The sequence below is a fragment of the Streptomyces sp. NPDC050264 genome (assembly GCF_040655895.1).
Classification (GTDB): Bacteria; Actinomycetota; Actinomycetes; order Streptomycetales; family Streptomycetaceae; genus Streptomyces.
The window spans coordinates 82,957-105,862 of record NZ_JBFAKV010000001.1; the positions used below are offsets into that span (position 1 = coordinate 82,957).

The window sequence follows — 22,906 nt, forward strand, 5'->3', positions numbered from 1 at the left end:
CGCTCGTTCAGCTGAACGTGCAGTCAAAGGTGCAGCAACCCAGTCCCCCGCCCTCCGGCGGCGCCGACGTCATCGACGTAGAGCAGGCGGAGGCAGCCCTGGTCGAGCACTATCCCCGCCTCGTCCGCCTGGCCTACCTGGTGCTGCCGCCGGGCCTTGGCCGCAACCGCCGTGTGCTGACCGCCCACTCCGTCACGCAGCGGGCGCTGCCGCGCGGCCGCACGGCGACCGCGCCCCCGGCCCTCCCCGCCCAGCGCGGCAGCGCGCCGCGCACCGGCGACCCGGGCTACGCCTACGTGCGCCTGAAAGTGCTGCGCAGCGCTCTCGAAGCGGGGCTGCCGCTGCGCCGTGCGGCGTGGCCGAAGCGGGCCCAGCTGCCGCCGCTGCTGCCGCAGGTGTGGGGGCTCCGGCTGTTCCCGAAGTCCGGCGGCGCCGATGAACTCGCCCTGGACCAGCGGCTTTCCGCGCTCAGCGGCCCGGCCCGCGCCGCCTACGTGCTGCGCGGCCTGGAGCACCTCGACGGCACCGCCGTCCGCACGGTCCTGACGGCGGCGGGCTGCACCGCCGAGGAAGCGGCCGCCGCCCTGGCCGAGGCGGACGGCACCGAAGTCCTGTACGGGCTCCTCGAATCCCCGGAGTTCGACCCCTGCTCCCTGCACGCGCGCCCGACCGACCTGATGCGCCGCCGCCAGCACGCCAAGGCGGCCGTCGCCGCGCTCGCGGCACTCCTGGTGTGCGGCGCGCTGCTCGGCCTGCCCGGCTCGGGCTGGAGCCCCGACGGCGCGGCCGCTCCCCCGTACGCGCAGAACCCGGCCGGTCAAGCCGCTCTGGATCCCGGCAAGTTGACGCGCGTGCCGCCGGCCGCGTGGCAGTCGTCGGCGCGCACCGACTTCTCCGTGTGGCCCGCGCGCGGCTCCCTCACCGGCGACACGGCACTGCTGCGCCGCGCGCTCGCGGTGTGGGCGCGCCCCGGCGAGTCCGTCCAGGTCTCGGCGACACCCGGCACCCCGGCCGGCGCCCCGCCCGGACCCGCGCAGCTGCTCTACGCGGGCGAGGTCGACCAGGCCCGCATCGTGCTGCTCTACGACGGTCTGCGCATCGTCCGCTACGCCGAACCGAAGAGCGGCACGAGCGGCGCCGCCCTCGACTTCGCCCGGGTCGACGGGGCGACGGGGCCGCAGGCGGGCGCCGTGGTCATCGACCGTTCCGACGGCAACGTCCGCTATCTGACGGCCCCTTGGGTGACCGGCGCGGCGGTACGCGATCTGCTGAAGCCGGATGCCGCGGCGCAGCGTCTGTCCCGTACGAAGGACGGCATGACGTCACCGTTCCCGAGCCCGGCCGTCGCCCCGGCCGACCGGCCCTGCACGTCGTGGCACGTGCTCGCCCTCACCGACTCCGCCGGCACCCGCTACTCCACCGACCTCGGCGAACTCGTGCCCGCGCATCTCACGTCGGGCCGGCCGGACGCCCCGGGCGAGGCGAAGCCCGCCGACTGGGCGGCCACCGCCTGCTCCCTCGCCGCGGCCCGCTCGCACGGGGTCAGCACCGTCAACTCCTGGGCCTACGCGCGTCAGACGCTGCCCGAGGCGAACGGGACCGCCGCGTGGGTGTGCAACCGGGCCGAGACGTGGCGGGGCGGGGGGCCGCGGACCTTGGCGTTGTTCCGTGCGCCGGGGGCTTCCGCTGCGGTTGTGGCGGCCAAGTCGGAGGGGGCTCCCGCGTGCGGGGGGCGTGATGCGCGGGTGCTGGCCGGGGTCCGCTGGAAGTCCCGTGGGGGGAACTGGTATCTGGTGGCCGGGGGCAGCACCCAGGTCGACTCCGTTTCGGCCGCCGGGTCCACGGTGCCGGGGAATTTGCTGGCCGTGCGGGTTGCGCGGGGCGCGGACGTGGCGTTGACCGGGGTCACCACCGGCGGGGTCAGGGTGTCGCCCCTGCGGTAGTCCGGCCCAGGGGCTCCGCCCCGGCCCCCGCTCCTCGATCGCCGGAGGGGCTCAGAGAAACAAAAGTCCCGCCCAGGGGGTGTACCCACCGCCCTACCCGTCAGTACATTGACGCCATGTCTAATACGCGCGTCCCGCTGAAGGCACGCCAGGTGTCCTTCGCCTGGGACCGGACCCCGCTGCACTGGCTCCCGGACGACCCCTTCACGACGCACACCATCAACGTGCTGCACCTGCTCCTGCCCGCGGGCGAGCGCTGGTTCGTGCACGTCTACAAGCAGGTCCTGCCCCTCATCAGGGACGACCGGCTGCGCGAGGACGTCATCGGGTTCATCGGCCAGGAGGCCATGCACTCGCAGGCCCACGACGAGGTGCTGCCCCATCTGAAGGAGCAGGGCCTCGACCCGACGCCGTACACCGCCCAGGTCGACTGGTTCTTCGAGAAGCTGCTCGGCGACCGCACGCTGCCGCCGGGCAAGGCGCGCCGGTGGTGGCTGATGGAGCGGGTCGCGCTGATCGCGGCGATCGAGCACTACACCGCGTTCCTCGGCAACTGGGTGCTGAACGCGGACGAGCTGGACAAGCGCGGCGCCGACCCGACCATGCTCGACCTGCTGCGCTGGCACGGTGCCGAGGAGGTCGAGCACCGGTCCGTGGCCTTCGAGCTGTTCGAGCACCTCGACGGCAGCTACCGGCGCCGCGTGCGCACCTGGGCCACCGCGTTCACGGCGCTCGTCTTCCTGTGGCAGCGCGGCTCCCGCTTCTTCATGGAGAACGATCCGACCCTGACGGGCGGCAAGGCCTCCTTCAAGGACTTCCACCGGAGCGGCAAGCAGGGAGTTCTGCCGTCGACCGGGGCGATGGTGCGGTCCATACCCCGTTATCTGAGCCGGAGTTACCACCCCGAGCAGGAGGGCGACACCGAGCAGGCCGTCGCCTACCTCGCCTCCTCGCCCGCCGCGACCGCCGCCGAAGCCCGCACCGGAGCCGCCCGATGAGCCGCCTGGCCAACCCCCGCACCCTGCGCAAGGCCGTCCTCGTCGCCGGAGCCGCGCTCGTCGTGCGCCGGGCGCTGCGCCGCCGTGTGCAGGCGTCGCCGCTGTGGCCGCTGCCCGCCCTGGAGGAGCCGACCTCCGGGCGGCCCCGGGCCCGCGCGCTGCGCCTGCTCGTCACCCGGCACGAGGAGATAGCCGACGGGGTCGTCACGCTGCGTCTGGAGGGGCACGAACTGCCCGCCTGGCAGCCGGGCGCCCACCTCGACCTCGTGCTGCCCTCCGGTCTCGTACGGCAGTACTCGCTGTGCGGCGACCCGGAGGACACGTCGTCGTACACCGTCGCCACCCGGCTGATCCCGGCGGGCGAGGGCGGGCGCGGCGGATCGCGCGAGGTGCACGAGCAGCTGCGGGAGGGCGCGGAGGTGGAGGTGCGCGGGCCGCGCAACCGGTTCCCGCTCACCGCGGACGCGCCCGCCCATCTCTTCGTCGCGGGCGGCATCGGCATCACCCCCGTCCTGCCGATGCTGCGCGCGGCCGCGGCGCGGGGCTCCGACTGGAAGCTGCTCTACGGGGGTCGCACGCGGGCCTCGATGCCGTTCCTTGAGGAGGTCGAGAAGCTCGGCGCCGGGGCGGGCCGGGTGACCGTGGTCGCCGAGGACACGGACGGGCTGCCGGATCTCGCCGCGGCGCTCGCGGCCACCGCGCCGGACACGGCCGTGTACTGCTGCGGGCCCGAGGGGCTGATGGCGGCGGTGGAGGCGGCGCTGCCCAGCGGCCGCACCCTGCACCTGGAGCGGTTCGCACCCCGCAACTCGGCTGACGGGAACGGGCCGTTCGAGGTCGAGCTGCGGCGCAGCGGCAAGGTCGTGGACGTGCCGGCCGACAGCACGGTCCTCGCGGCGGTCCGCGCCGAACTGCCCTACATCTCGTACTCCTGCGAGCAGGGCTTCTGCGGAACATGCCAACAGCGCGTCCTGGAGGGCGAGATCGACCACCGTGACGAGCTGCTCACCGACGCGGAGCGCGACGACTCGATGCTCATCTGCGTCTCCCGGGCCCGCGGTGAGCGCCTGGTCCTGGACCTGTAGGCCCTGGCCAACGGGCCGGATCCGCTCGGTAGAGTGTTCGGTATGACAACCGGGGTGCGGCGCAGAATGGGAGTCGAGGAGCGGCGTCGGCAGCTGATCGGGGTCGCCCTCGAACTGTTCAGCCACCGCTCCCCCGACGACGTCTCCATCGACGAGATAGCGGCCGCCGCCGGGATCTCGCGGCCGTTGGTCTACCACTATTTCCCGGGCAAACTCAGCCTGTACGAGGCCGCGTTGAAGCGGGCGGCCGAGGATCTGGCGGGGCGGTTCGAGGAGCCGCAGGACGGACCGCTCGGCGCGCGGCTGCAGCGGGTCATGGGCCGGTTCTTCGACTTCGTGGACGAGCACGGCCCGGGTTTCTCGGCGCTGATGCGCGGCGGCCCGGCGGTCGGCTCGTCGGCGACGAACGCGCTCATCGACTCGGTCCGCCAGGCCGCGTACGTCCAGATCGTCGCGCACCTGAAGGTGGCGGCGCCGTCCCCGCGCCTGGAGCTCGTGGTCCGCTCGTGGATCTCGCTGGCCGAGTCGACGGCGCTGATCTGGCTGGACGGGCGGCGCATCCCGCGCGAGGAACTGCAGCTCCAGCTGGTCCACGACTTCGCGGCGCTCGCCGCGGTCAGCGCCGCGTACGACACGGAGATGGCGGCGCTGCTGCGCGACATCCTCGCGGACGAGCCGACCGAAGGACCGTTCACGGACCTGCTCAACCGGCTCGCCGCACTCGTACCCGCGTAGCCCTCCAGGGCCGGGCTTCAAACTCCCCTCGTCGCCCGGAGGGCGGCCCGGCGGCGTTCGGTGCGTGCTCTCGGCGGGCCGGGTGCAGGGCCTCGTAGTGGACGTACTCGGCTTTGCGCCCGGCGCGGCGAGAGTCCGTGCCGGGCGTCGCCGGGCAGAGGGGAGTCCGAAGAAACGCCCTAGGAGCGCGCTGACCGGTAGGTGGGCTCCAAGTCCCTTACTTCCGTGGAGAGATGGACTCCCTCCGCGTCCTTGATGTGCGCGGGCAGCAGGGCGAGGACGGACTCGGCGAGGGCCGCCTTGGCCTCCTCGGCGCGGCCGGCGAGCAGGGCGATCTCGATGTGCACCACGGCCGCCGCCTCGGCTCCGTCGCCGACGACCGTCTCCTCGGTGCGCCGGAACCGCGACTTGCAGGCCGGGGTGCGCGCGGCGACGAGGTCCACGCAGGCCTGGTGCACGGCGCCCGCGAGCCCGGGCCGGTCGAGGCGGTCGTCGAGGTCCGCGGAGTAGTCGACGGTGATCTGAGGCATGGGGGCTCCGTGAGTGAGGCGTCCTGCGGTGCTGTCACCGATCACCTTTACGGTGATCGGCATGAGCGCACAACTCTCGTTCCGCGAAGCGGACACCGCCGACCTCGGCACACTGGTCGCCCTGTACGACGGCGCGGCCCGCTGGATGGTGGACCAGGGCATCGACCAGTGGCGGCCGGGCGAGAAGGACGAGGAGCACTTCCGGCGGCGGATGAAGGAGGGCGAGGTGTGGCTCGCCGACTCCGGCGGGCAGGTCGCGGGCGGGTACGAACTGTGGTGGACGGACGAGGCGGCGTGGGGCGCGCGGCCGCCCGTCGCCGGGTACGTGCACCGCCTGATGGTGCGGCGCGGCGCACCTCCCGGTACCGGGGGCGAGCTGCTCGCGCACGCCGAGCGGCGGATCGCCGGGACGGGCCGGGTGCTCTGCCGCCTGGACTGTGTGTCGACGAACCCGCGGCTGCGCGCGTACTACGAACGCCGGGGCTACACCGTCACAGGGGAACAGCCCTTCAAGTCCGGTGCGGGCGGCAGCGGTTACGCGGTGACGCTCATGGAGAAACCGGTGGGCTGAGCCGCAGGGCCAGCAGGGCGATGTCGTCGTCGCGGTCGCTGCCGAAGCAGGACAGGAGCCTGTCGCACAAGGCGTCGGGCGCGGCCGGGGCGGCGGTCGCGGCGGCGCTCAGCTGCGCCATCGAGACGGAGAGGTCGGTGCCGCGGGTCTCGATGAGGCCGTCGGTGACCATGAGGAGCCGCTCGCCCGGCGTGAGGTCCAGTTCGGTGGGCGCGGGGTGGGGCAGGCCGAGGCCGAGCAGCGGGCCCGACGCCTCGGCGTAGCGGGCGGGGCCGTGCAGGGGCACGCGCAGCGGCGGGATGTGGCCCGCGTTCGCGACGGCGGTGCGGCCGGTCACGGGGTCGACGAGGGCCAGGCACAGGGTGGCCGTGCTCTGCGGGTGGTAGTGCTGGAACATCCGGTCGAGCCGGGTCACGAGCCGGCCGGGGTCCGGGTCCTCCAGGCTGTAGGCGCGCAGCGCGTGCCGGATCTCGACCATGACGGTGGCCGCGTCGAGCGAGTGTCCGACGACGTCGCCGATGCCGACGAGGATTCCGGCGGGGGTGGGCAGCGCCGCGTAGAAGTCGCCCCCTATCTCGGTCTGCCGCGAGGCCGGTACGTAGCGGAAGGCGACGTCGACGCCGGGCAGCCGGGGCAGTTGGGCGGGCAGGAAGCTGCGCTGCAGGGTGAGGGCGACGTGGCGCTCCTGCTCGTACATGAGGAGGGGTTCGGCGGCGAGGGCGGTGGCGCGGGCGAGCTGGGCGACGAGCTGGCCGATCAGTCCGCCCGGGTCGGCGGCGGCCGGGGTGGCCAGGCAGACGGGGAGGCCGCCCGCGCGGGTGCGCGCGACCACCAGCCGTACGTCGCCGGGTCCGAAGTACACGGTGGGCCACATGGGCCCGGGCACGACCGTGCTGTGCGCCCCGCCGCGGGCGCACAGCACGGTCCGGGCGATCGAGGCGGCCTGCCCGCGCGCGACGGCGTCGGGCACGACGGCCCGGCGGTGGGAGAGGCCGGTGTGCACCTCGCCGTTGTCACCGAGGACGAACACGGCGGCGCTCTGCCGGGTGAGCCTGGCCGTCGCCTCGGCCGCGGTGGTGGCCAGCTCGACGAGACAGCGTGCGCCCTGTACGTCGACAACCGTCTCGGACAGCAGCGCGAGCCGGCCGAACTGGGCCTGCACGTCGCCCAGTTCACGGGCGCCGCGCAGCGCGGCGCGGACCACGGCGCGGATCTCCTCCGGTTCGGCGGGCACCGACAGATACGCCTCGCCGCCGGCGTCGAGCGCGCGGCAGCGGTCGACGGGCTCGGAGGGGCGGGCGGAGAAGTGGACGACGGGGATGCCGGCGAGCGAGGGCAGCGCCTTGACCCGGCGGCACAGTTCGAACCCGCTGAGGTCGGGCAGGCCCACGTCGACGAGTGCCACGTCGGGCAGCGAGCCGGCCCGCAGTCGCACGTCGAGTTCGACGAGGGCCTCCCCCGCGGAGGCGACGGGGATGACGACGTGTCCGGCCCGGCTCAGGACCGCGCCCATGGCGTAGCGGCTGGCGGCGGTGTCGTCGACGACGAGGACCGTACTGCCGTCGACGGTCCTGGGTCTGCGCGCGGTGTCGTTCACGAGGCGGCCCCTCTGGGCGAGAAGCGGTGCGGGCCCCCTCGGCCCGCTGCTCCAAGTTACCGCCGGGCGCTCCCGGCGGGGCCGCCGCGCGCGCAGCTTCACCGTTCCGGGTGGCTCCCGTCCAACCGCGGGGACACGCACGGCACTTCCCGCTCCGTGCCCAGTCGGTGTGCAATACGGCATGTGACCGGTAAGGTCCCGTCCCGTGACCGCACGTCTTGCCGACATAGCAGCTCAAGCGGGGGTCAGCGAAGCGACCGTCAGCCGCGTGCTCAACGGCAAGCCCGGGGTCGCCGCGGCCACCCGTCAGTCCGTGCTCGCCGCTCTCGACGTGCTCGGTTACGAACGTCCTGTGCGGCTGCGCCGGCACAGTGCGGGGCTGGTCGGCCTGATCACCCCCGAACTCGAGAACCCGATCTTCCCGGCGCTCGCCCAGGTCGTCGTGCAGGCGCTGACCCGCCAGGGGTACACGCCGGTCCTGGCCACGCAGACGCCCGGCGGCTCCACCGAGGACGAACTGACCGAGATGCTCGTCGACCGCGGGGTCAGCGGCATCATCTACGTCTCGGGGCTGCACGCCGACACCACGGCCGACACCCGCCGCTACGAGCGGCTGCGCGGCCAGGGCGTCCCGTTCGTGCTGGTCGACGGTTTCTCGTCGGCGGTGGCGGCCCCGTTCATCTCGCCTGACGACCGGGCCGCGGCCCGGCTCGCGGTGACGCACCTGGTCTCCCTCGGACACACCCGGATCGGCCTGGCGCTCGGGCCCCGGCGCTTCGTGCCCGTGCAGCGGAAGATCGAGGGCTTCGTCCGCGCGATGAAGGAGCTGCTGGCCCTGGCCCCGGACGAGGTCGAGCACGATCTCGTCCAGCACTCCCTCTACACGCTGGAGGGCGGTCAGGCCGCGGCCGCCGCTCTCCTCGACCGCGGCTGCACGGCGGTGATCTGCGCGAGCGACATGATGGCACTGGGTGCCGTCCGGGCGGTGCGGGAGCGCGGTCTGGACGTGCCGACGGACGTCTCGGTGGTCGGTTTCGACGATTCGCCGCTCATCGCGTTCACCGATCCGCCGCTGACCACCATCCGCAAGCCCGTGCACGCGATGGGCCAGGCGGCCGTCAACACCTTGCTGGAGGAGGTCGGCGGCACGCCCGCGCCGCACAGTGAGTTCGTGTTCATGCCCGAGCTGGTGGTCCGGGGTTCAACCGCCTCGTCCCCTGGGGTCCGCCCTCGTCCGTAGGGCGTAGAGGATGCGGTGCGAACCCGACCGAGGGATGATCGGACGAGGGCCGATATCTGGCAGACTCTGTGCCTATGGGTGAAACGACCGTGACGACACTGGAAGGCCGACAGGGGCCCACCACCTCACCCATCGCGGGCGACCGCGCCGGGCAGGGTGATCGTGGCGTGCTGCGCCGCCTGCGGACACCTCGGCGTCCCCGGCTCTGGTTCGAGATCCTTCTGATCGCGGTGAGTTACTGGACGTACTCGCTGATCCGCAACGCGGTCCCGGAGCAGAGAGCGAAGGCGCTCCGCAACGCGGACTGGATCTGGAGCGTCGAGCACCATCTCGGGATCGCCGTCGAGCAGAGCGTCAACCATACGGTGAACGCGGTGACTTGGCTCATCGTCGGGATGAACTACTACTACGCGACACTGCACTTCGTCATCACGCTCGGCGTGCTGGTGTGGCTGTTCCGCTGCCATCCCGGACGCTACGCGGCAACCCGTCTGGCCCTCTTCGCCACCACCGCCGTCGCGCTGATCGGCTACTACTTCTATCCGCTGGCACCGCCGCGCCTGATGACCGGCGGCCACTTCATCGACACCGTCGCCGTCCACCAGACGTGGGGCTCGATGGCCTCCGGCAACCTGAAGACCATGTCGAACCAGTACGCGGCGATGCCGTCCATGCACATCGGCTGGTCGCTCTGGTGCGGCCTGACGATCTTCGTGCTCGCGTCGGTGCCGTGGGTGCGGGTGCTCGGTCTGCTGTATCCGGCGCTGACCCTCACGGTCATCGTCTCCACCGCGAACCACTTCTGGCTGGACGCGGTGGGCGGCATGCTGTGCCTGACGTTCGGCTTCCTGGTGGCCCGGCTCTGGTACGGGTCGCTGCCCTACGCGCTGCCGCGGTCGGTGGAGCCGCCCCGCGCCTACGCCCCGTAGAAGCGTTCCTCCATCACGGCCCGGGCCCGCCGGGTGGTCCGGCGGTAGTCGTCCAGCATGTCCCCGATGTGCCCCGGGTCGTACCCGAGGTACCGGCCGACGGCGCCGAGTTCGCGCCCGTCCGAGGGGAACGTGTCGCCGGCCCGGCCGCGCACCAGCATCACGGCGTTGCGCACCCGGGTCGCCAGGACCCAGGCCTCGTCGAGGATCGCCGCGTCCTCCGTCGGCAGCAGGCCCGCCGCGCAGGCGGCGGCCAGCGCCTCGCGGGTGCGGGTCGTGCGCAGGCCCGGTTCGGCCCAGCCGTGCTGGAGCTGGAGCAGCTGCACCGTCCACTCGACGTCGGACAGGCCGCCGCGGCCCAGCTTGGTGTGCAGGGTGGGGTCGGCGCCGCGCGGCAGCCGCTCCGACTCCATCCGGGCCTTGAGCCGGCGGATCTCGCGCACGGCGTCGTCGCCGAGCCCCTCGGCCGGGTACCGCATCGGGTCGATCAGCTCGATGAAGGAGGCGCCCAACTCGGCGTCACCTGCGACGTGTTGGGCCCGGATCAGAGCCTGTGACTCCCAGACCAGGGACCAGCGGCGGTAGTACGCCCCGTAGGACTTGAGGGTGCGCACGAGCGGGCCCGTCTTGCCCTCCGGGCGCAGGTCCGCGTCGATGAGGAGCGGCGGGTCGGCGCTGGGCAGCGCGAGCAGGCGGCGCATCTCGGCGACGACCTTGTTCGCCGCCTGGGCCGCCTCCTGTTCGTCGGCGCCCTCCCGCGGTTCGTGCACGAACAGCACGTCGGCGTCGGACCCGTAGCTCAGTTCGTGGCCGCCGAAGCGCCCCATGGCGATCACCGCGAACCGGGTGGGCAGCGTGTCGCCCCAGCCCTCCCGGACGACCGCGCGCAGCGTCCCGGCGAGCGTCGCCGCCGTCAGTTCGGAGACCGCCGCGCCGACCCGGTCGACGAGCGCGCCCTGGTCGCCGACGGCCGGGCTCTCCTCGGTCCCGTACGACGCGATGATGTCGGCGGCCGTGGTACGGAACAGTTCGCGGCGGCGCACCCCGCGGGCCGCCGCCACCGCCTGCTCGGCGCCGTCGGCCCGGCCGACCGCGGCGAGCACCTCCTGCTCCAGCTGGGCGTGGCCGCGCGGTTCCAGACCGTGCGGATCGCCGAGCAGCGCGACCGCTTCCGGCGCGCGCATCAGCAGGTCGGGGGCGAGCCGGCCCGCGGACAGGACGCGGGCCAGGTTCTCCGCGGCGGCGCCCTCGTCGCGCAGCAGCCGCAGGTACCAGGGCGTCTTGCCCAGCGCGTCCGAGACCTTGCGGAAGCCGAGCAGCCCCGCGTCCGGGTCCGCCGAGTCCGCGAACCAGCCGAGCAGCACCGGGAGCAGGGTCCGCTGGATGGCCGACTTGCGGGTGACGCCCGACGCGAGCGCCTCCAGGTGGCGCAGGGCCGAGGTGGGGTCGGCGTAGCCCAGCGCGACGAGCCGCTCCCGTGCCGCCTCGGTACTCAACCGGGTCTCGCCCGGGGCGAGTTGGGCCACGGCGTCGAGCAGCGGGCGGTAGAAGAGCTTCTCGTGCAGCCGGCGGACGACGGAAGTGTGCCGTTTCCAGGCGCGGTTGAGGTCGGTGAGGGGTTCGGTGCGCATGCCCATCGAGCGGCCGATGCGGCGCAGATCGGCGTCGCCCTCGGGGACGAGGTGGGTGCGGCGCAACTTGTAGAGCTGGATGCGGTGTTCGAGCGTACGCAGGAAGCGGTACGCGTCGTCGAGCTGGACGGCGTCGACGCGGCCCACGTAACCGCGGTCGGCGAGCGCGGCCAGGGCGTCGAGGGTGGTGCGGCTGCGCAGGGACGCGTCGGCCCGTCCGTGCACCAACTGCAGGAGCTGTACGGCGAATTCGACGTCGCGCAGGCCGCCGGGCCCGAGCTTCAGCTCGCGCTCGACCTCGCCCGCCGGGATGTTGGCGACGACGCGCTTGCGCATCTTCTGCACGTCGGGCACGAAGTTCTCGCGCTCGGCGACGTGCCACACCATCGGGGAGACGGCCTCCAGGTACGCCTCGCCGAGCTCGGGGTCGCCCGCGACGGGCCGGGCCTTGAGCAGCGCCTGGAACTCCCAGGTCTTCGCCCAGCGCTGGTAGTACGCGACGTGGGAGGAGAGGGTGCGCACCAGCGGGCCGTTGCGACCTTCCGGGCGGAGGTTCGCGTCGACCGGCCAGATCGTGCCCTCGACGGTGGTCTCGGAGCAGATCCGCATCAGGTGGGCGGCGAGCCGGGTCGCGGCCCGGATCGCCTTGCCCTCGTCGGCGCCCTCGGTGTCCTCGCCGCCGTTGACGGACTCGCCGACGAAGATGACGTCGACGTCGGACACATAGTTCAGCTCGTGACCGCCGCACTTGCCCATCGCGATCACGGCGAGCCGGCACAGCGCGGCGTCGGCGGGGGCGGCCGCGCGCGCGATGGCGAGGGCCGCGCGCAGGGTCGCGGTCGCCAGGTCGGCCAGCTCGGCGGCGGTCTGCGCGATGTCGGTGGTGCCGCACACGTCGCGCGCGGCGATGGACAGCAGGCAGCGCCGGTAGGCGACGCGCAGCGAGTCGGGGTCCACGGCGTCGGCGAGGCCCTGCTCGAACTCCTCCACACCGGGGTGCAGATCGCTGTGCTCGTACGTGACGAGGGCCTGCCAGTCGGCCGGGTGGCGGGCGAGGTGGTCGGCGAGGGCCTCGGAGGAGCCGAGGACGCCGAGGAGGCGGTCGCGCAGCGGCTTGGCCGTGATGAGCGTGTCGAGCAGTTCGCGGCGGCCCGCGTCGCCACCCGCCCGCTCCTGCGCCTCGACCAGCCGGACCAGGCCGAGCAGCGCCAGGTCGGGGTCGGCGGTGGCGCCGAGCGCGTCCAGGAGCAGCGGGTCGGAGCGCACCGAGGAGAGTGCGGGGGCGTCGAGCAGCCGCTCCGCGCCGGACGGGTCGGTGAACCCGTGCCGCAGCAGCCGCGTGAACGTACTGCTCCTGCGCCCTTGCGGCACCGACATCCCGGCCTCCTGTTCGATCACACGCTGGTCATGAGCGTACTGCGGTCGGCACGGCATCGACGCGCGGTGACCGCGTGCGGAGTCGTCCTGTCGGCGGGAGGATGCGGAGGGCAATCCAGGAATCCAGGGCATCGAATCCGGGCACAACCGGAAGGACAGGTCGTACGTCATGGAGTGGACCCTCGAAGTGATCGTCGTCCCCGTCTCCGACGTGGACCGTGCCAAGGACTTCTACGCCGACAAGGTGGGCTTCAAGGTCGATGTGGACACGCAGGTCGCCCCGGGCACCCGTGTCGTCCAGCTGACGCCGCCCGGTTCGCGCTGCTCGATCGCGTTGACGAAGGGGCTGCCGGCCGCTCCCGGGCAGCCGCCGCTGAAGCCGGGGATGCTCACGGGCCTCCAGGTGTGCGTCACGGACATCGCGGCGGCGCGCGAGGAGTTGGTGGGGCGTGGGGTACAGGTGAGTGCGGTGCGGCACGTGGGTCCCGGGGGCTGGGCGGACGGTCCCGGCACTGAGATGTGGAACTCGTTCATGTTCTTCTCGGATCCGGACGGCAACGGGTGGACGGTGCAGGAGGCGCCGTCGCCGCTGTCCGAGCGCTGAGCCCTCCGCCCGGCGCCGGCTCCCCCAGGGGTTCACCCACGCTTCACCCATCAGGGTCGGAACACGCGACGCGGGAGCATCTTGGCGTGTGCATGCTCTAGCCGCACCTGCACCGCCGCACTGCTGCACCGCCAGGATCCCTCGCTCCTCCCTCGACTTCGGAGGTCTCACGTGCCCGGCAGATCACGCAGATCATTCCTCAGGCGTACGCGCGGCAAGGCGCTCGCTTCGGCCCTCGCCCTGACGGCGGCCGCCTCCGCCAGCTGGCTCGCCCTCACCGGCGGCTCCCCCGCGCAGGCCGCGGCCGCCGTGCCCACACCGGACCACACGGTCGTCGTGGTCTTCGAGAACCACGCGTACAGCCAGGTCATCGGCGCGTCCAGCGCCCCGTACATCAACAGCCTGAAGTCGGGCGGCGCCAACCTCACGGCCTCCTACGCCGAGACGCACCCGAGCCAGCCCAACTACTTCGCGCTGTTCTCCGGCTCCACGCAGGGCGTCACGGACGACAGCTGCTACACCCCCGGCTTCTCCTCCGCGCCCAACCTCGCCTCGGAGCTGATCGCCGCCGGAAAGACGTGGGGCAGCTACAACGAGGGCCTGCCGAGCCAGGGTTCGACGACCTGCTCCTCGGGCGACTACGCCCGTAAGCACAACCCGTGGTTCGGCTTCAGCAACGTACCGACATCCTCGGCGAAGACCTTCACCCAGTTCCCGGCGGACTACGCGACACTCCCCCAGGTCTCCTTCGTCGTACCGGACTTGTGCAGCGACATGCACGACTGCTCGGTGGCCACGGGCGACACCTGGCTGAAGAACAAGCTGAGCGCGTACGCGAGTTGGGCCAAGACCCACAACAGCCTGCTGGTCGTCACCTTCGACGAGGACAACCGGCTCGGCGGCAACAGGATCCCCACGGTGCTCTACGGGCAGCGGGTCGCCCCGGGCTCGACCTCCGCCACCACCTACAACCACTACGACCTGCTGCGCACCATCGAGGACATGCACGGTCTGCCGACGCACGCGGGCAACGCCGCGTCGGCCAAGGACATCACCGGCGTCTGGACCTCGTGACATGTACGTAGCGGACAGCCGCGCCCCAGCACCGGCGCCGACGTCCGCGGAGCCCGCCGCCCGGCCCTTCGCCGGGCGGCGGCGCGCCGTGGGCTCCACCGTGTTCGCGCTCGGCACGGTCAGCCTGATCACCGATGTGTCGTCCGAGATGGTCACGGCCGTGCTGCCGCTGTACCTGGTCGCCGGACTCGGCCTCAGCCCGCTCGGCTTCGGCCTCCTCGACGGCGTCTACAACGGGTTCTCGGCACTGGTCCGGCTCGTCGGCGGGCGCCTCGCGGACAGCGGCGGCGGCCGCCACAAGACGGTCGCGGTGATCGGCTACGGCCTCTCCGCGCTGTGCAAACCGCTGCTTCTGCTCGCCGCCTCGCTCCCGCTCATCGGCGCGGTCCTCGCGGCGGACCGCACCGGCAAGGGTCTGCGCACGGCGCCGCGCGACGCGCTGATCTCCCTGTCGAGCGAACCGCCCACGCGGGGCCGGGCGTTCGGGGTGCACCGGGCGATGGACACGTTGGGCGCGCTGCTGGGTCCGCTGGTGGCTTTTCTGATCCTGCGCTACACCGTGGACGGGTACGACGCGGTGTTCACAGTGAGCTTCTGCGTGGCCGTGCTGGGTGTCGTGGTGCTGGCACTGTTCGTCCCCGGGACACGGGGCTCCGCCCCGGACCCCGCTCCTCCAACGCCGGAGCGGCTGGATTCGGGGCCCGGCCGAGTCCACCTGATCCGGCCCACGATCTGCGCGACACTCCTCGGCCTCGCCACCGTCAGCGACGCCTTCATCTATCTCCTCCTCCAACGCCAACTCGGCGTACCCGAGCAGTGGTTCGCGCTCCTTCCCCTCGGCACGGCGGCCGCGTTCCTCCTCCTGGCCGCGCCGCTCGGCCGGCTCTCCGACCGCGTCGGCGCGTGGCCGGTCTTCCTCGCCGGCCACGTCGCCCTGCTCAGCGTCTACGCGCTCCTGCTCACCCACGCGCACCACACGGCACTGCCCTACGCCGTACTGCTGCTCCACGGCACGTTCTACGCGGCGACCGACGGCGTCCTGATGGCGGCGGCCTCCACCGGCCTCCCCGAGGACAGCCGCTCGTCCGGTCTGGCCGTCGTGCAGACGGGGCAGGCCCTCGCCCGGTTCGGCTGCTCCCTCGGGTTCGGCGCGGCCTGGACGGCGTGGGGCGACCGCCCGGCGCTCACGGCCGCCGCGGTCCTGCTCGCCGGTTGCGGGGTGGTGTCGTACGCCCTGCGCCCCTCACTCCCCACAAAGGCAGCCACATGACGACCGGCACGACCACCGGCATGACCACCCGCGGCAAACTCACGGTCCTGATCGCGGCGGTGCTCGCCCTGGCCGCGGTGGCGACAGCCGCTGTCCTGCACGCCTCGGCACGCGCCGAGCGCGTCGACCAGGCCCGCCCGGGCGGCCCGCGGGTAACCGAGGGACCGGTCCGACTAACGCCCTCCTCACCCCACTTGGTGTTCCGCAACATGGCGTGGGGTCCGCACCGCGACGAACTGGCGGCGACGCCCACGGGCTCCCCCGGCGGCCCGCGCACGGCGACCGCGACCGGGGTCAAATGCCTGCGCTTCTACGCGAGTTCGGGCACGGGCATCTGTCTCCAGTCGGTTCACGGCACCCTCGCCGACACCTATCGGGCCACCGTCCTGGACGCCCGCCTGCACGAGAAGGCGCACTACCCGGTGCCGGGCATCCCTTCGCGCGCGCGGGTGTCGCCGAACGGGCGGTACGCGGCGTGGACGGCGTTCGTCGGCGGTGACAGTTACGCGGGCACGAACTTCTCCACGCGTACGGCCATCCTGGACACGGCCACCGGGAAACTGACGCCGACCCTGGAGGCGTACCGCATCATCAAGGACGGGCATCCCTACCGGGCGGCCGACGCGAACTTCTGGGGCGTCACGTTCTCCCCCGACGACCGCCACTTCTACGCGACGCTCGCCACGCACGGCAGCACGCACCTGGTCCGCGGCGACCTGCGCGACCGCACGGTCACCACCCTCCACAAGAACGTCGAGTGCCCGTCCCTCTCCCCCGACGGCACGCGCATCGCGTACAAGAAGCGCGTCCCCGGCCTGTCCCCGGACGCGCCCTGGCGCCTGTACGTACTGAACCTGGACACGATGCGGGAAACGCCGCTGGCCGAGACCCGCAGCGTCGACGACCAGGCGGTGTGGAGCGACGACCACGACGTGACGTACGCGCTGCCCGGCGACTACGGCGCCGACCTCTACACGGTCCCCGCCGACGGCACGGGCACCCCGCGCGAACTCCTCCCGGCCGCGGTCTCCCCCGCCTACCTTTGACCGATGGACATGACCCTGGAAGTCATCCCGCTGCCCGTCTCGGACATCGACCGCGCCAAGGCGTTCTACACCGACAAGGCCGGCTTCCGCTGCGACGTCGACCGCGAACTGATGCCCGGCACCCGCATCGTCCAGCTGACCCCACCGGGCTCAGGCTGCTCGATCATGCTCTCCGCCGGGGTCCCCCTCCAGACGGGCACGCCTACCCCCGGCACGTACCACGGCCTGCAACTCGTAGTGGCCGACATCAAGACGGCCCGCGCCGAACTGACAGCCCGCGGCCTCGACGTCTCGGAACCGGTCCGGTTCGGCGCGGACGACGGCGGCACGTTCATGTATTTCACGGACCCGGACGGGAACGGGTGGGCGGTACAGGAGTACCGGAAGCGGGCGTCTGTGCCGTTGCGGGACGCGCTGTAGGAGCCGCTGTTGCGCGGGGTTCGGCGTGTGGGCGTGAGCGCCGGACACGACTCGACCGGCCTTTCGGGCGCGGACGGCGTGCATGGTCGTTGACTGTCGATGGCCCGTTGCCCCTCCACATCAAGGAGCCCGAACCATGCCCGCCCCTGCGCTCCACGTCGAGGGCCGCGAGGGGGAGCCCCAGCGGTTGCCAACCATGCCCGAACACACGCCCCGAGCACTCCGATCGGCCATTCAGGAACACGCTCCGCGCCCCCTCCCGGATTTCGAGACCCGCTGGAAGCGCGTCATCGGTGACACCTTCACCATCACGCCGGCGCCGGCCTTCATGCGCCTGTGGTGGACGCAGCACGCCACCGAGCGGCATCCCGCCCTCGACTCCCACCTTCGCGACCTCGACGCCCGCGCCGCCAAGACCGACGAGTGGTGGGCCACTACAGACAGTGGGGCCGCCGGTTCGCGACCGGCGGCCCCACTAGCTGCACTGAGCGCGGCAGCGCCCTGACCTGCGCCTACAGCACCGGCAGGTTCTTCCGCAGCTCGAACGCCGTCACCTCGGAGCGGTACTCCTCCCACTCCTGCTTCTTGTTGCGCAGGAAGAAGTCGTACACGTGCTCCCCGAGGGTTTCCGCGACCAGTTCCGAGCGTTCCATCAGGGCGATGGCCTCGCCGAGGTTCTGGGGGAGGGGTTCGATGCCCATCGCGCGGCGTTCGGCGTCGGAGAGGGCCCAGACGTCGTCGTCGGCGCCCGGCGGGAGTTCGTAGCCCTCTTCGATGCCCTTGAGGCCGGCGGCGAGGAGGACGGCGTAGGTGAGGTAGGGGTTGGCGCCGGAGTCGATCGAGCGGACCTCTACGCGGGCCGAGCCCGTCTTGCCGGGCTTGTACATGGGGACCCGGATGAGCGCCGAGCGGTTGTTGTGGCCCCAGCAGATGTACGAGGGGGCTTCACCGCCCGCGCCTGCGGTGCGCTCGGAGCCGCCCCAGATGCGCTTGTAGGAGTTGACCCACTGGTTGGTGACCGCGGAGATCTCGGCGGCGTGCTTCAGCAGGCCCGCGATGAAGGAGCGGCCGACCTTGGAGAGCTGGTACTCGGCGCCCGACTCGTAGAACGCGTTCCGGTCGCCCTCGAAGAGGGAGAGGTGCGTGTGCATGCCCGAGCCCGGGTGCTCGGAGAACGGCTTCGGCATGAAGGTCGCGTTGACCCCCTGCTCCAGCGCGACCTGCTTCATGACCAGGCGGAACGTCATGATGTTGTCGGCCGTGGAGAGCGCGTCGGCGTAGCGGAGGTCGATCTCCTGCTGGCCGGGGGCGCCCTCGTGGTGGCTGAACTCGACCGAGATGCCCATCGATTCGAGCATGGTGATCGCCTGGCGGCGGAAGTCCATGCCCACGTTCTGCGGGGTGTGGTCGAAGTAGCCGGAGTTGTCGGCCGGAGTGGGGCGGGTGCCGTCGAGCGGCTTGTCCTTGAGGAGGAAGAACTCGATCTCGGGGTGGGTGTAGAAGGTGAAGCCGAGGTCGGAGGTCTTGGCGAGGGCGCGCTTGAGGACGTAGCGCGGGTCGGCGAAGGACGGGGAGCCGTCGGGCATCAGGATGTCGCAGAACATGCGGGCCGTGCCGGGAGCCTCGGCGCGCCACGGCAGCACCTGGAACGTCCCCGGGTCGGGCTTGGCGATCATGTCGGACTCGTAGACCCGGGCGAAGCCCTCGATGGCCGAGCCGTCGAAGCCGATGCCCTCGTCGAAGGCCTGTTCCAGCTCGGCGGGGGCCACGGCCACCGACTTGAGGAAGCCCAGCACATCCGTGAACCACAGACGTACGAACCGGATGTCGCGCTCCTCAAGAGTCCGGAGCACGAATTCCTGCTGCTTGTCCATCTTCCGCTTCCACCCATCCTTGCTGGTCAGGCCACCTGCTTTGGGGACGTCGAAGGGCCTGGTCCCATCCCACCACACGCCCGTTTCGTACGCGTTGCCGGCCATGATCGTCCTTGATCGGCCGGTGTTCTGTTCATAGTGCCGGTTGCACCCCCCAGGGCCATAGTGCCTGCCCTTCGCCGTGCGGACGACAGCACCTCCCGCGCAACCTGTTTTCCCCACTACGATCAGCGGGCCCGCCCGTCTCATCCTTTTCTCATAAGGACACTCCATGGGTTCCGCCAAGAAGACCTCCGCCGCTCCCCGTCAGGATCGCCGGGACCGTATAGAGGAGATGCGCCGTGCCGAGCGCACTCGCGCCCGTCGCGGCCGGATCGCCATCGTCTCGGTGAGTGCCGTCGTCGCGGCAGCCCTTATAGGAGTAGGCGCCTGGGCCGTGACGAAGGGTGGCGACGACTCCGGGAAGGCGGACGCGAAGTCCGGCTCGGGAGCTTCGGGGCACTTCTCGTACGACAAGGACGGCGTCGGCACCTGGAGCGGGAAGCTCACCCGCAACCACGTCACCAAGGACGTCGCGTACCCGATGAACCCGCCGGTCGGCGGCGACCACAACCAGGTGTGGATGAACTGCAACGGTGACGTCTACGGCAAGGCGATCCCGGACGAGAACGCCGTGCACGCCCTGGAGCACGGCTCTGTCTGGGTGACGTACAACGACAAGGCGGCCGACGGCGACGTGAAGGCGCTCGCCGCCAAGGTGAAGCAGACGCCGTACTCGCTGATGAGCCCGGTGCAGGACCAGAAGGACCCGATCATGCTCAGCGCCTGGGGCCACCAGCGCACGGTCAAGAGCGCGTCGGACCCGGCGGTCGCGTCCTTCTTCGCCACGTTCGTGCAGGGCAAGCAGACGCCGGAGCCGGGGGCTGCCTGCACGGGCGGCCTGGCCCAGTGAGGCGTCGTACCGGCTGGCTGGTGTCCGTGGCCGCGGCGGTCGCCGTGGCCACGGGTGTGGTGACGTACGCCGCCGCCGACGGGGACGGCGGCCCCGCCGATCTGCGCGTGCCGGCGGCCGAGTCCGCGGATGCCGGGTTCGCGCGGGACATGTCCGTGCACCATCAGCAGGCCGTCGAGATGTCGTACATCGTGCGCGACCGCACCAAGGACGTGGAGGTGCGCCGCCTCGCGTACGACATCGCGCAGACCCAGGCCAATCAGCGCGGGATGCTGCTCGGCTGGCTCGATCTGTGGGAGTTGCCGAAGGTGTCTGCGAAGCCGCCGATGGCGTGGATGGGGATGGCGGACGCGCCGGTCGGCGAGGACGGCGCGCTGATGCCCGGCATGGCGACGAACACGCAGCTCGGCCGGCTCGGCAAGGTCAGCGGGCGGCAGGCCGAGATCATGTACCTGCGGCTGATGATCGCCCACCACAAGGGCGGCGTGCACATGGCCGAGGGGTGCGTGAAGCGGTGCGCGGTCGGGGCCGAAGTGCGGCTCGCGCGGGGCATGGTGGCCTCGCAGCAGTCCGAGATCGACCTCATGACGGGCATGTTGAAGGACCGCGGCGCCACCCCCTGATGCGTCCGCCCCCTGTCGCACCGCGCCCCAAATCGGTGGATCTCGACCGGACTTGAAATGACTTGACGCCTTCTTGATCGATCCATTCCCCCGGCGTGAACGGTTCGTGGCGAGAGTGGGGCTCTCTGCGTGTGCATTACACGTGCAACGTGTGCATTACACGTGCACCTCACCCAGAGGTTCCACGAGACCAGGGGGTTTCATGAGATCCATCCGCGGCACACGCCGCACCCGCGCCGGCCTGAGCCTGGCAGCGACACTGCCGTTGCTGGCCGGCGCGATCGCCCTCGCCGCTCCGGCCGCCCAGGCCGACACCGGCCGCGCCACCCTCTCCGGCACCAAGCCGCTGTGGGCCACCGACACGGCCGACAAGGGCGCCACGGCCAACGGCAACAAGGTCACCGCCCGCGTCTACCTCGCAGGCAAGGACGCCGCCGGTCTCGCCGCGTACGCGAAGGCCGTGTCCGACCCGTCGTCGGCCAGTTACGGCAAGTACCTGAGCGCGACGCAGGCGAAGGCCCGGTTCGGTGCCACGAAGGCTCAGATATCCGAGGTCACGAAGTGGCTCGAGTCCTCGGGCCTGACCGTGACCGGCACCAGCGAGCACTACATATCCGTGTCGGGTGACGTGGCCGCCGCCGAGAAGGCGTTCGGTACGCAGCTGCACAACTACACCAAGGGCAAGCACACCTACCGCGCCCCGTCCGGCGCGGCCTCCGTGCCGGGCTCCCTCGACGGCGCCGTGCTGACCGTGACGGGCCTTGACAGCGCCCCGCACAAGACGGACCACCAGGACGAACTGCCGCCGCCGGACGCGGTGTTCCGCAACGCCGGGCCGTTCTCCTCGTACTTCGGCTCGAACGTCGCGAAGACGCTGCCCTCCGCGGGCGGCAAGAAGGTCCCGTACGCCGTCAAGGGGTACACCGGCAAGCAGCTGCGTGCCGCCTACGGCGCGGGCAAGGCCACCGGCAAGGGGGTGCGGGTCGCCATCACCGACGCGTACGCCTCACCGACCATCGCGCAGGACGCCGAGAAGTACGCGGCCAAGCACGGTGACGCGGCCTACGGCGACGGCCAGTTGAACCAGAGCCTGCCCTCGGAGTACACGAAGACCGAGGAGTGCGGCGCGGCCGGCTGGTACGGCGAGGAGACCCTCGACGTCGAGGCCGTGCACGCGGTGGCGCCCAAGGCGGACATCACGTATGTCGGCGCGGCCTCCTGCTACGACGACGACCTGCTCGACTCGCTGAGCAAGGTCGTCGACAAGCACCTGGCCGACATCGTCTCCAACTCCTGGGGCGACATCGAGGCCAACCAGACGCCGCAGCTCGCCGCCGCCTACGACCAGGTCTTCCAGCTGGGCGCGATCGAGGGCATCGGCTTCTACTTCTCCTCCGGCGACAACGGCGACGAGGTCGCCAACACCGGTGTGAAGCAGGTCGACACCCCCGCGAACTCCGCGTGGGTCACCGCGGTCGGCGGCACGTCGCTGGCCGTCGGCAAGGGTGACAAGTACCAGTGGGAGACCGGCTGGGGCACCCTGAAGTCGAACCTGTCGGCGAACGGCAAGAGCTGGACCGACTACCCGGGGGCGTACACCTCCGGCGCCGGCGGCGGCACCAGCAAGACCGTCGCGCAGCCCTACTACCAGAAGGGCGTCGTGCCGAAGACGCTGGCGCGGGCCAACGGCGGCCTGAACCGTGTCGTGCCGGACATCTCGGCGATCGCCGACCCCAACACCGGTTTCCTGGTGGGCCAGACGCAGACCCTGCCCGACGGATCGCAGGGCTACGACGAGTACCGCATCGGTGGTACGTCGCTGGCGGCGCCCGTGATCGCGGGCGTGCAGGCGCTGGCGCAGCAGCAGCGGGGTGGCCGGGCGATCGGCTTCGCCAACCCGGCGATCTACGACCGGTACGGCTCGAAGGTCTACCACGACGTGACGGACCACCCGGTCAAGGGTGACCTCGCCGTGGCGCGGGTGGACTTCGCGAACAGTGTCGACGCGTCGGAAGGGCTGCTCACGTCTGTGCGCAGCCTCGGTGATGACGCCTCGTTGAAGGCGGTTCGGGGTTACGACGACGTGACGGGGGTCGGTTCGCCGGCGCCGGGTTACATCTCGTCGTACACCCGTCGCTGATCCCCTCCGGGGTCCGACTTGCGTCCGTCCCAGGGTGATTGATCTGGGGCGGACGCTCTGGCGTGTGCGGGGTTCTTCTCTCGTCGGCGCCCGCGGCTCCCATCGCGACCGGTCGCGCAGTTCCCCGCACCCCTGGAAGGCACTCCCATCCGCCGAGCGCCCTTTCACGCACGACCCCAGGCCAAGGACCAGTCGCGCAGTCCCCCGCACCCCTGGAAGGCACTCCCATCCGCCGAGCGCCCTTTCACGCACGACCCCAGGCCAAGG

The 22,906-nt window shown here is 71.8% G+C and carries 20 protein-coding genes; 16 read left to right on the plus strand and 4 right to left on the minus strand.

All coding sequences use genetic code 11. From position 1 onward, the window contains the following. The first annotated feature begins 17 nt into the window (after positions 1-17). The 4 genes from AB0J02_RS00385 to AB0J02_RS00400 all read left to right on the plus strand — a co-directional run bounded on the left by AB0J02_RS00385 (position 18) and on the right by AB0J02_RS00400 (position 4,761). Positions 18-1,943 (plus strand): hypothetical protein, encoded by a 1,926-nt coding sequence (locus tag AB0J02_RS00385; RefSeq protein ID WP_363191276.1) that lies wholly within the window; start codon positions 18-20, stop codon positions 1,941-1,943. Positions 1,944-2,059: 116 nt separating this feature from the next. Beyond that, positions 2,060-2,941, plus strand: coding sequence for a metal-dependent hydrolase (locus tag AB0J02_RS00390; protein ID WP_363191277.1), 882 nt, complete (start codon positions 2,060-2,062; stop codon positions 2,939-2,941). Beyond that, positions 2,938-4,026 (plus strand): PDR/VanB family oxidoreductase, encoded by a 1,089-nt coding sequence (locus AB0J02_RS00395; RefSeq protein ID WP_363191278.1) that lies wholly within the window; start codon positions 2,938-2,940, stop codon positions 4,024-4,026. The genes AB0J02_RS00390 and AB0J02_RS00395 overlap by 4 nt, the downstream gene beginning before the upstream one ends. Before the next feature lie 42 nt (positions 4,027-4,068). Further along, positions 4,069-4,761, plus strand: coding sequence for a TetR/AcrR family transcriptional regulator (locus tag AB0J02_RS00400; RefSeq protein ID WP_363191279.1), 693 nt, complete (start codon positions 4,069-4,071; stop codon positions 4,759-4,761). Positions 4,762-4,940: 179 nt separating this feature from the next. On the opposite strand, the gene AB0J02_RS00405 is transcribed toward AB0J02_RS00400, so the two are convergent. Beyond that, on the minus strand, positions 4,941-5,291 hold the full coding sequence (locus AB0J02_RS00405) for an isomerase (RefSeq protein ID WP_363191280.1): 351 nt from the start codon (positions 5,289-5,291) through the stop codon (positions 4,941-4,943). Positions 5,292-5,352: 61 nt separating this feature from the next. Here AB0J02_RS00405 and AB0J02_RS00410 point away from each other — a divergent pair, with 61 nt between their 5' ends. Beyond that, on the plus strand, positions 5,353-5,862 hold the full coding sequence (locus AB0J02_RS00410) for a GNAT family N-acetyltransferase (protein WP_363191281.1): 510 nt from the start codon (positions 5,353-5,355) through the stop codon (positions 5,860-5,862). On the opposite strand, the gene AB0J02_RS00415 is transcribed toward AB0J02_RS00410, so the two are convergent. After that, positions 5,840-7,459: a fused response regulator/phosphatase gene (locus tag AB0J02_RS00415; RefSeq protein ID WP_363191282.1), complete on the minus strand. Its 1,620-nt coding sequence runs from the start codon at positions 7,457-7,459 to the stop codon at positions 5,840-5,842. The genes AB0J02_RS00410 and AB0J02_RS00415 overlap by 23 nt on opposite strands. 205 nt (positions 7,460-7,664) lie before the next feature. Between AB0J02_RS00415 and AB0J02_RS00420 the strand changes: the two genes are divergently transcribed. After that, on the plus strand, positions 7,665-8,699 hold the full coding sequence (locus tag AB0J02_RS00420; protein WP_363191283.1) for a LacI family DNA-binding transcriptional regulator: 1,035 nt from the start codon (positions 7,665-7,667) through the stop codon (positions 8,697-8,699). 74 nt (positions 8,700-8,773) lie between these two features. After that, positions 8,774-9,628, plus strand: a complete 855-nt coding sequence (locus tag AB0J02_RS00425; RefSeq protein ID WP_363191284.1) for a phosphatase PAP2 family protein — start codon at positions 8,774-8,776, stop codon at positions 9,626-9,628. On the opposite strand, the gene AB0J02_RS00430 is transcribed toward AB0J02_RS00425, so the two are convergent. Then, positions 9,616-12,636: a bifunctional [glutamine synthetase] adenylyltransferase/[glutamine synthetase]-adenylyl-L-tyrosine phosphorylase gene (locus AB0J02_RS00430; protein ID WP_363191285.1), complete on the minus strand. Its 3,021-nt coding sequence runs from the start codon at positions 12,634-12,636 to the stop codon at positions 9,616-9,618. The two genes, AB0J02_RS00425 and AB0J02_RS00430, sit on opposite strands and share 13 nt — an antisense overlap. 169 nt (positions 12,637-12,805) lie before the next feature. Here AB0J02_RS00430 and AB0J02_RS00435 point away from each other — a divergent pair, with 169 nt between their 5' ends. The 6 genes from AB0J02_RS00435 to AB0J02_RS00460 all read left to right on the plus strand — a co-directional run bounded on the left by AB0J02_RS00435 (position 12,806) and on the right by AB0J02_RS00460 (position 17,555). Next, positions 12,806-13,240: a VOC family protein gene (locus tag AB0J02_RS00435; protein WP_363191286.1), complete on the plus strand. Its 435-nt coding sequence runs from the start codon at positions 12,806-12,808 to the stop codon at positions 13,238-13,240. Positions 13,241-13,411: 171 nt separating this feature from the next. Beyond that, a complete protein-coding gene (locus AB0J02_RS00440) occupies positions 13,412-14,314 on the plus strand; it encodes an alkaline phosphatase family protein (RefSeq protein WP_363191287.1) in 903 nt (300 codons plus the stop codon). 1 nt (position 14,315) lies between these two features. Next, on the plus strand, positions 14,316-15,584 hold the full coding sequence (locus AB0J02_RS00445) for an MFS transporter (RefSeq protein ID WP_363191288.1): 1,269 nt from the start codon (positions 14,316-14,318) through the stop codon (positions 15,582-15,584). A gap of 20 nt (positions 15,585-15,604) precedes the next feature. Continuing rightward, positions 15,605-16,630 carry a TolB-like translocation protein gene (locus tag AB0J02_RS00450; RefSeq protein ID WP_363191732.1) on the plus strand — a complete coding sequence of 342 codons (1,026 nt, stop codon included), beginning with the start codon at positions 15,605-15,607 and terminating at the stop codon, positions 16,628-16,630. A 3-nt stretch (positions 16,631-16,633) separates the two neighbouring features. After that, positions 16,634-17,050: a VOC family protein gene (locus AB0J02_RS00455; protein ID WP_363191289.1), complete on the plus strand. Its 417-nt coding sequence runs from the start codon at positions 16,634-16,636 to the stop codon at positions 17,048-17,050. A gap of 136 nt (positions 17,051-17,186) precedes the next feature. Next, positions 17,187-17,555: a hypothetical protein gene (locus tag AB0J02_RS00460; RefSeq protein ID WP_363191290.1), complete on the plus strand. Its 369-nt coding sequence runs from the start codon at positions 17,187-17,189 to the stop codon at positions 17,553-17,555. Between the two features lie 7 nt (positions 17,556-17,562). Here AB0J02_RS00460 and AB0J02_RS00465 read toward each other — a convergent pair whose 3' ends face one another. After that, positions 17,563-18,924, minus strand: a complete 1,362-nt coding sequence (locus AB0J02_RS00465; protein ID WP_363191291.1) for a glutamine synthetase family protein — start codon at positions 18,922-18,924, stop codon at positions 17,563-17,565. Between the two features lie 271 nt (positions 18,925-19,195). Here AB0J02_RS00465 and AB0J02_RS00470 point away from each other — a divergent pair, with 271 nt between their 5' ends. The 3 genes from AB0J02_RS00470 (at position 19,196) to AB0J02_RS00480 (ending at position 22,639) form a co-directional block, all read left to right on the plus strand. Next, on the plus strand, positions 19,196-19,876 hold the full coding sequence (locus AB0J02_RS00470; RefSeq protein WP_363191292.1) for a DUF3105 domain-containing protein: 681 nt from the start codon (positions 19,196-19,198) through the stop codon (positions 19,874-19,876). Further along, a complete protein-coding gene (locus tag AB0J02_RS00475; RefSeq protein ID WP_363191293.1) occupies positions 19,873-20,499 on the plus strand; it encodes a DUF305 domain-containing protein in 627 nt (208 codons plus the stop codon). The genes AB0J02_RS00470 and AB0J02_RS00475 overlap by 4 nt, the downstream gene beginning before the upstream one ends. A 202-nt stretch (positions 20,500-20,701) precedes the next feature. Beyond that, the gene (locus AB0J02_RS00480) at positions 20,702-22,639 is read left to right on the plus strand and encodes a S53 family peptidase (RefSeq protein WP_363191294.1); all 1,938 of its coding nucleotides are present in this window, start codon (positions 20,702-20,704) and stop codon (positions 22,637-22,639) included. Positions 22,640-22,906 lie beyond the last annotated feature (267 nt).

Coding starts and splice junctions, on each gene's coding strand:
- AB0J02_RS00390 (WP_363191277.1), top strand. CDS start 2,060: ATGTCTAATACGCGCGTCCCGCTGAAGGCACGCCAGGTGTCCTTCGCC.
- AB0J02_RS00395 (WP_363191278.1), top strand. CDS start 2,938: ATGAGCCGCCTGGCCAACCCCCGCACCCTGCGCAAGGCCGTCCTCGTC.
- AB0J02_RS00400 (WP_363191279.1), top strand. CDS start 4,069: ATGACAACCGGGGTGCGGCGCAGAATGGGAGTCGAGGAGCGGCGTCGG.
- AB0J02_RS00405 (WP_363191280.1), bottom strand. CDS start 5,291: ATGCCTCAGATCACCGTCGACTACTCCGCGGACCTCGACGACCGCCTC.
- AB0J02_RS00410 (WP_363191281.1), top strand. CDS start 5,353: ATGAGCGCACAACTCTCGTTCCGCGAAGCGGACACCGCCGACCTCGGC.
- AB0J02_RS00425 (WP_363191284.1), top strand. CDS start 8,774: ATGGGTGAAACGACCGTGACGACACTGGAAGGCCGACAGGGGCCCACC.
- AB0J02_RS00430 (WP_363191285.1), bottom strand. CDS start 12,636: ATGTCGGTGCCGCAAGGGCGCAGGAGCAGTACGTTCACGCGGCTGCTG.
- AB0J02_RS00435 (WP_363191286.1), top strand. CDS start 12,806: ATGGAGTGGACCCTCGAAGTGATCGTCGTCCCCGTCTCCGACGTGGAC.
- AB0J02_RS00445 (WP_363191288.1), top strand. CDS start 14,316: ATGTACGTAGCGGACAGCCGCGCCCCAGCACCGGCGCCGACGTCCGCG.
- AB0J02_RS00450 (WP_363191732.1), top strand. CDS start 15,605: ATGACCACCCGCGGCAAACTCACGGTCCTGATCGCGGCGGTGCTCGCC.
- AB0J02_RS00455 (WP_363191289.1), top strand. CDS start 16,634: ATGGACATGACCCTGGAAGTCATCCCGCTGCCCGTCTCGGACATCGAC.
- AB0J02_RS00460 (WP_363191290.1), top strand. CDS start 17,187: ATGCCCGCCCCTGCGCTCCACGTCGAGGGCCGCGAGGGGGAGCCCCAG.
- AB0J02_RS00465 (WP_363191291.1), bottom strand. CDS start 18,924: ATGGACAAGCAGCAGGAATTCGTGCTCCGGACTCTTGAGGAGCGCGAC.
- AB0J02_RS00470 (WP_363191292.1), top strand. CDS start 19,196: ATGGGTTCCGCCAAGAAGACCTCCGCCGCTCCCCGTCAGGATCGCCGG.
- AB0J02_RS00480 (WP_363191294.1), top strand. CDS start 20,702: ATGAGATCCATCCGCGGCACACGCCGCACCCGCGCCGGCCTGAGCCTG.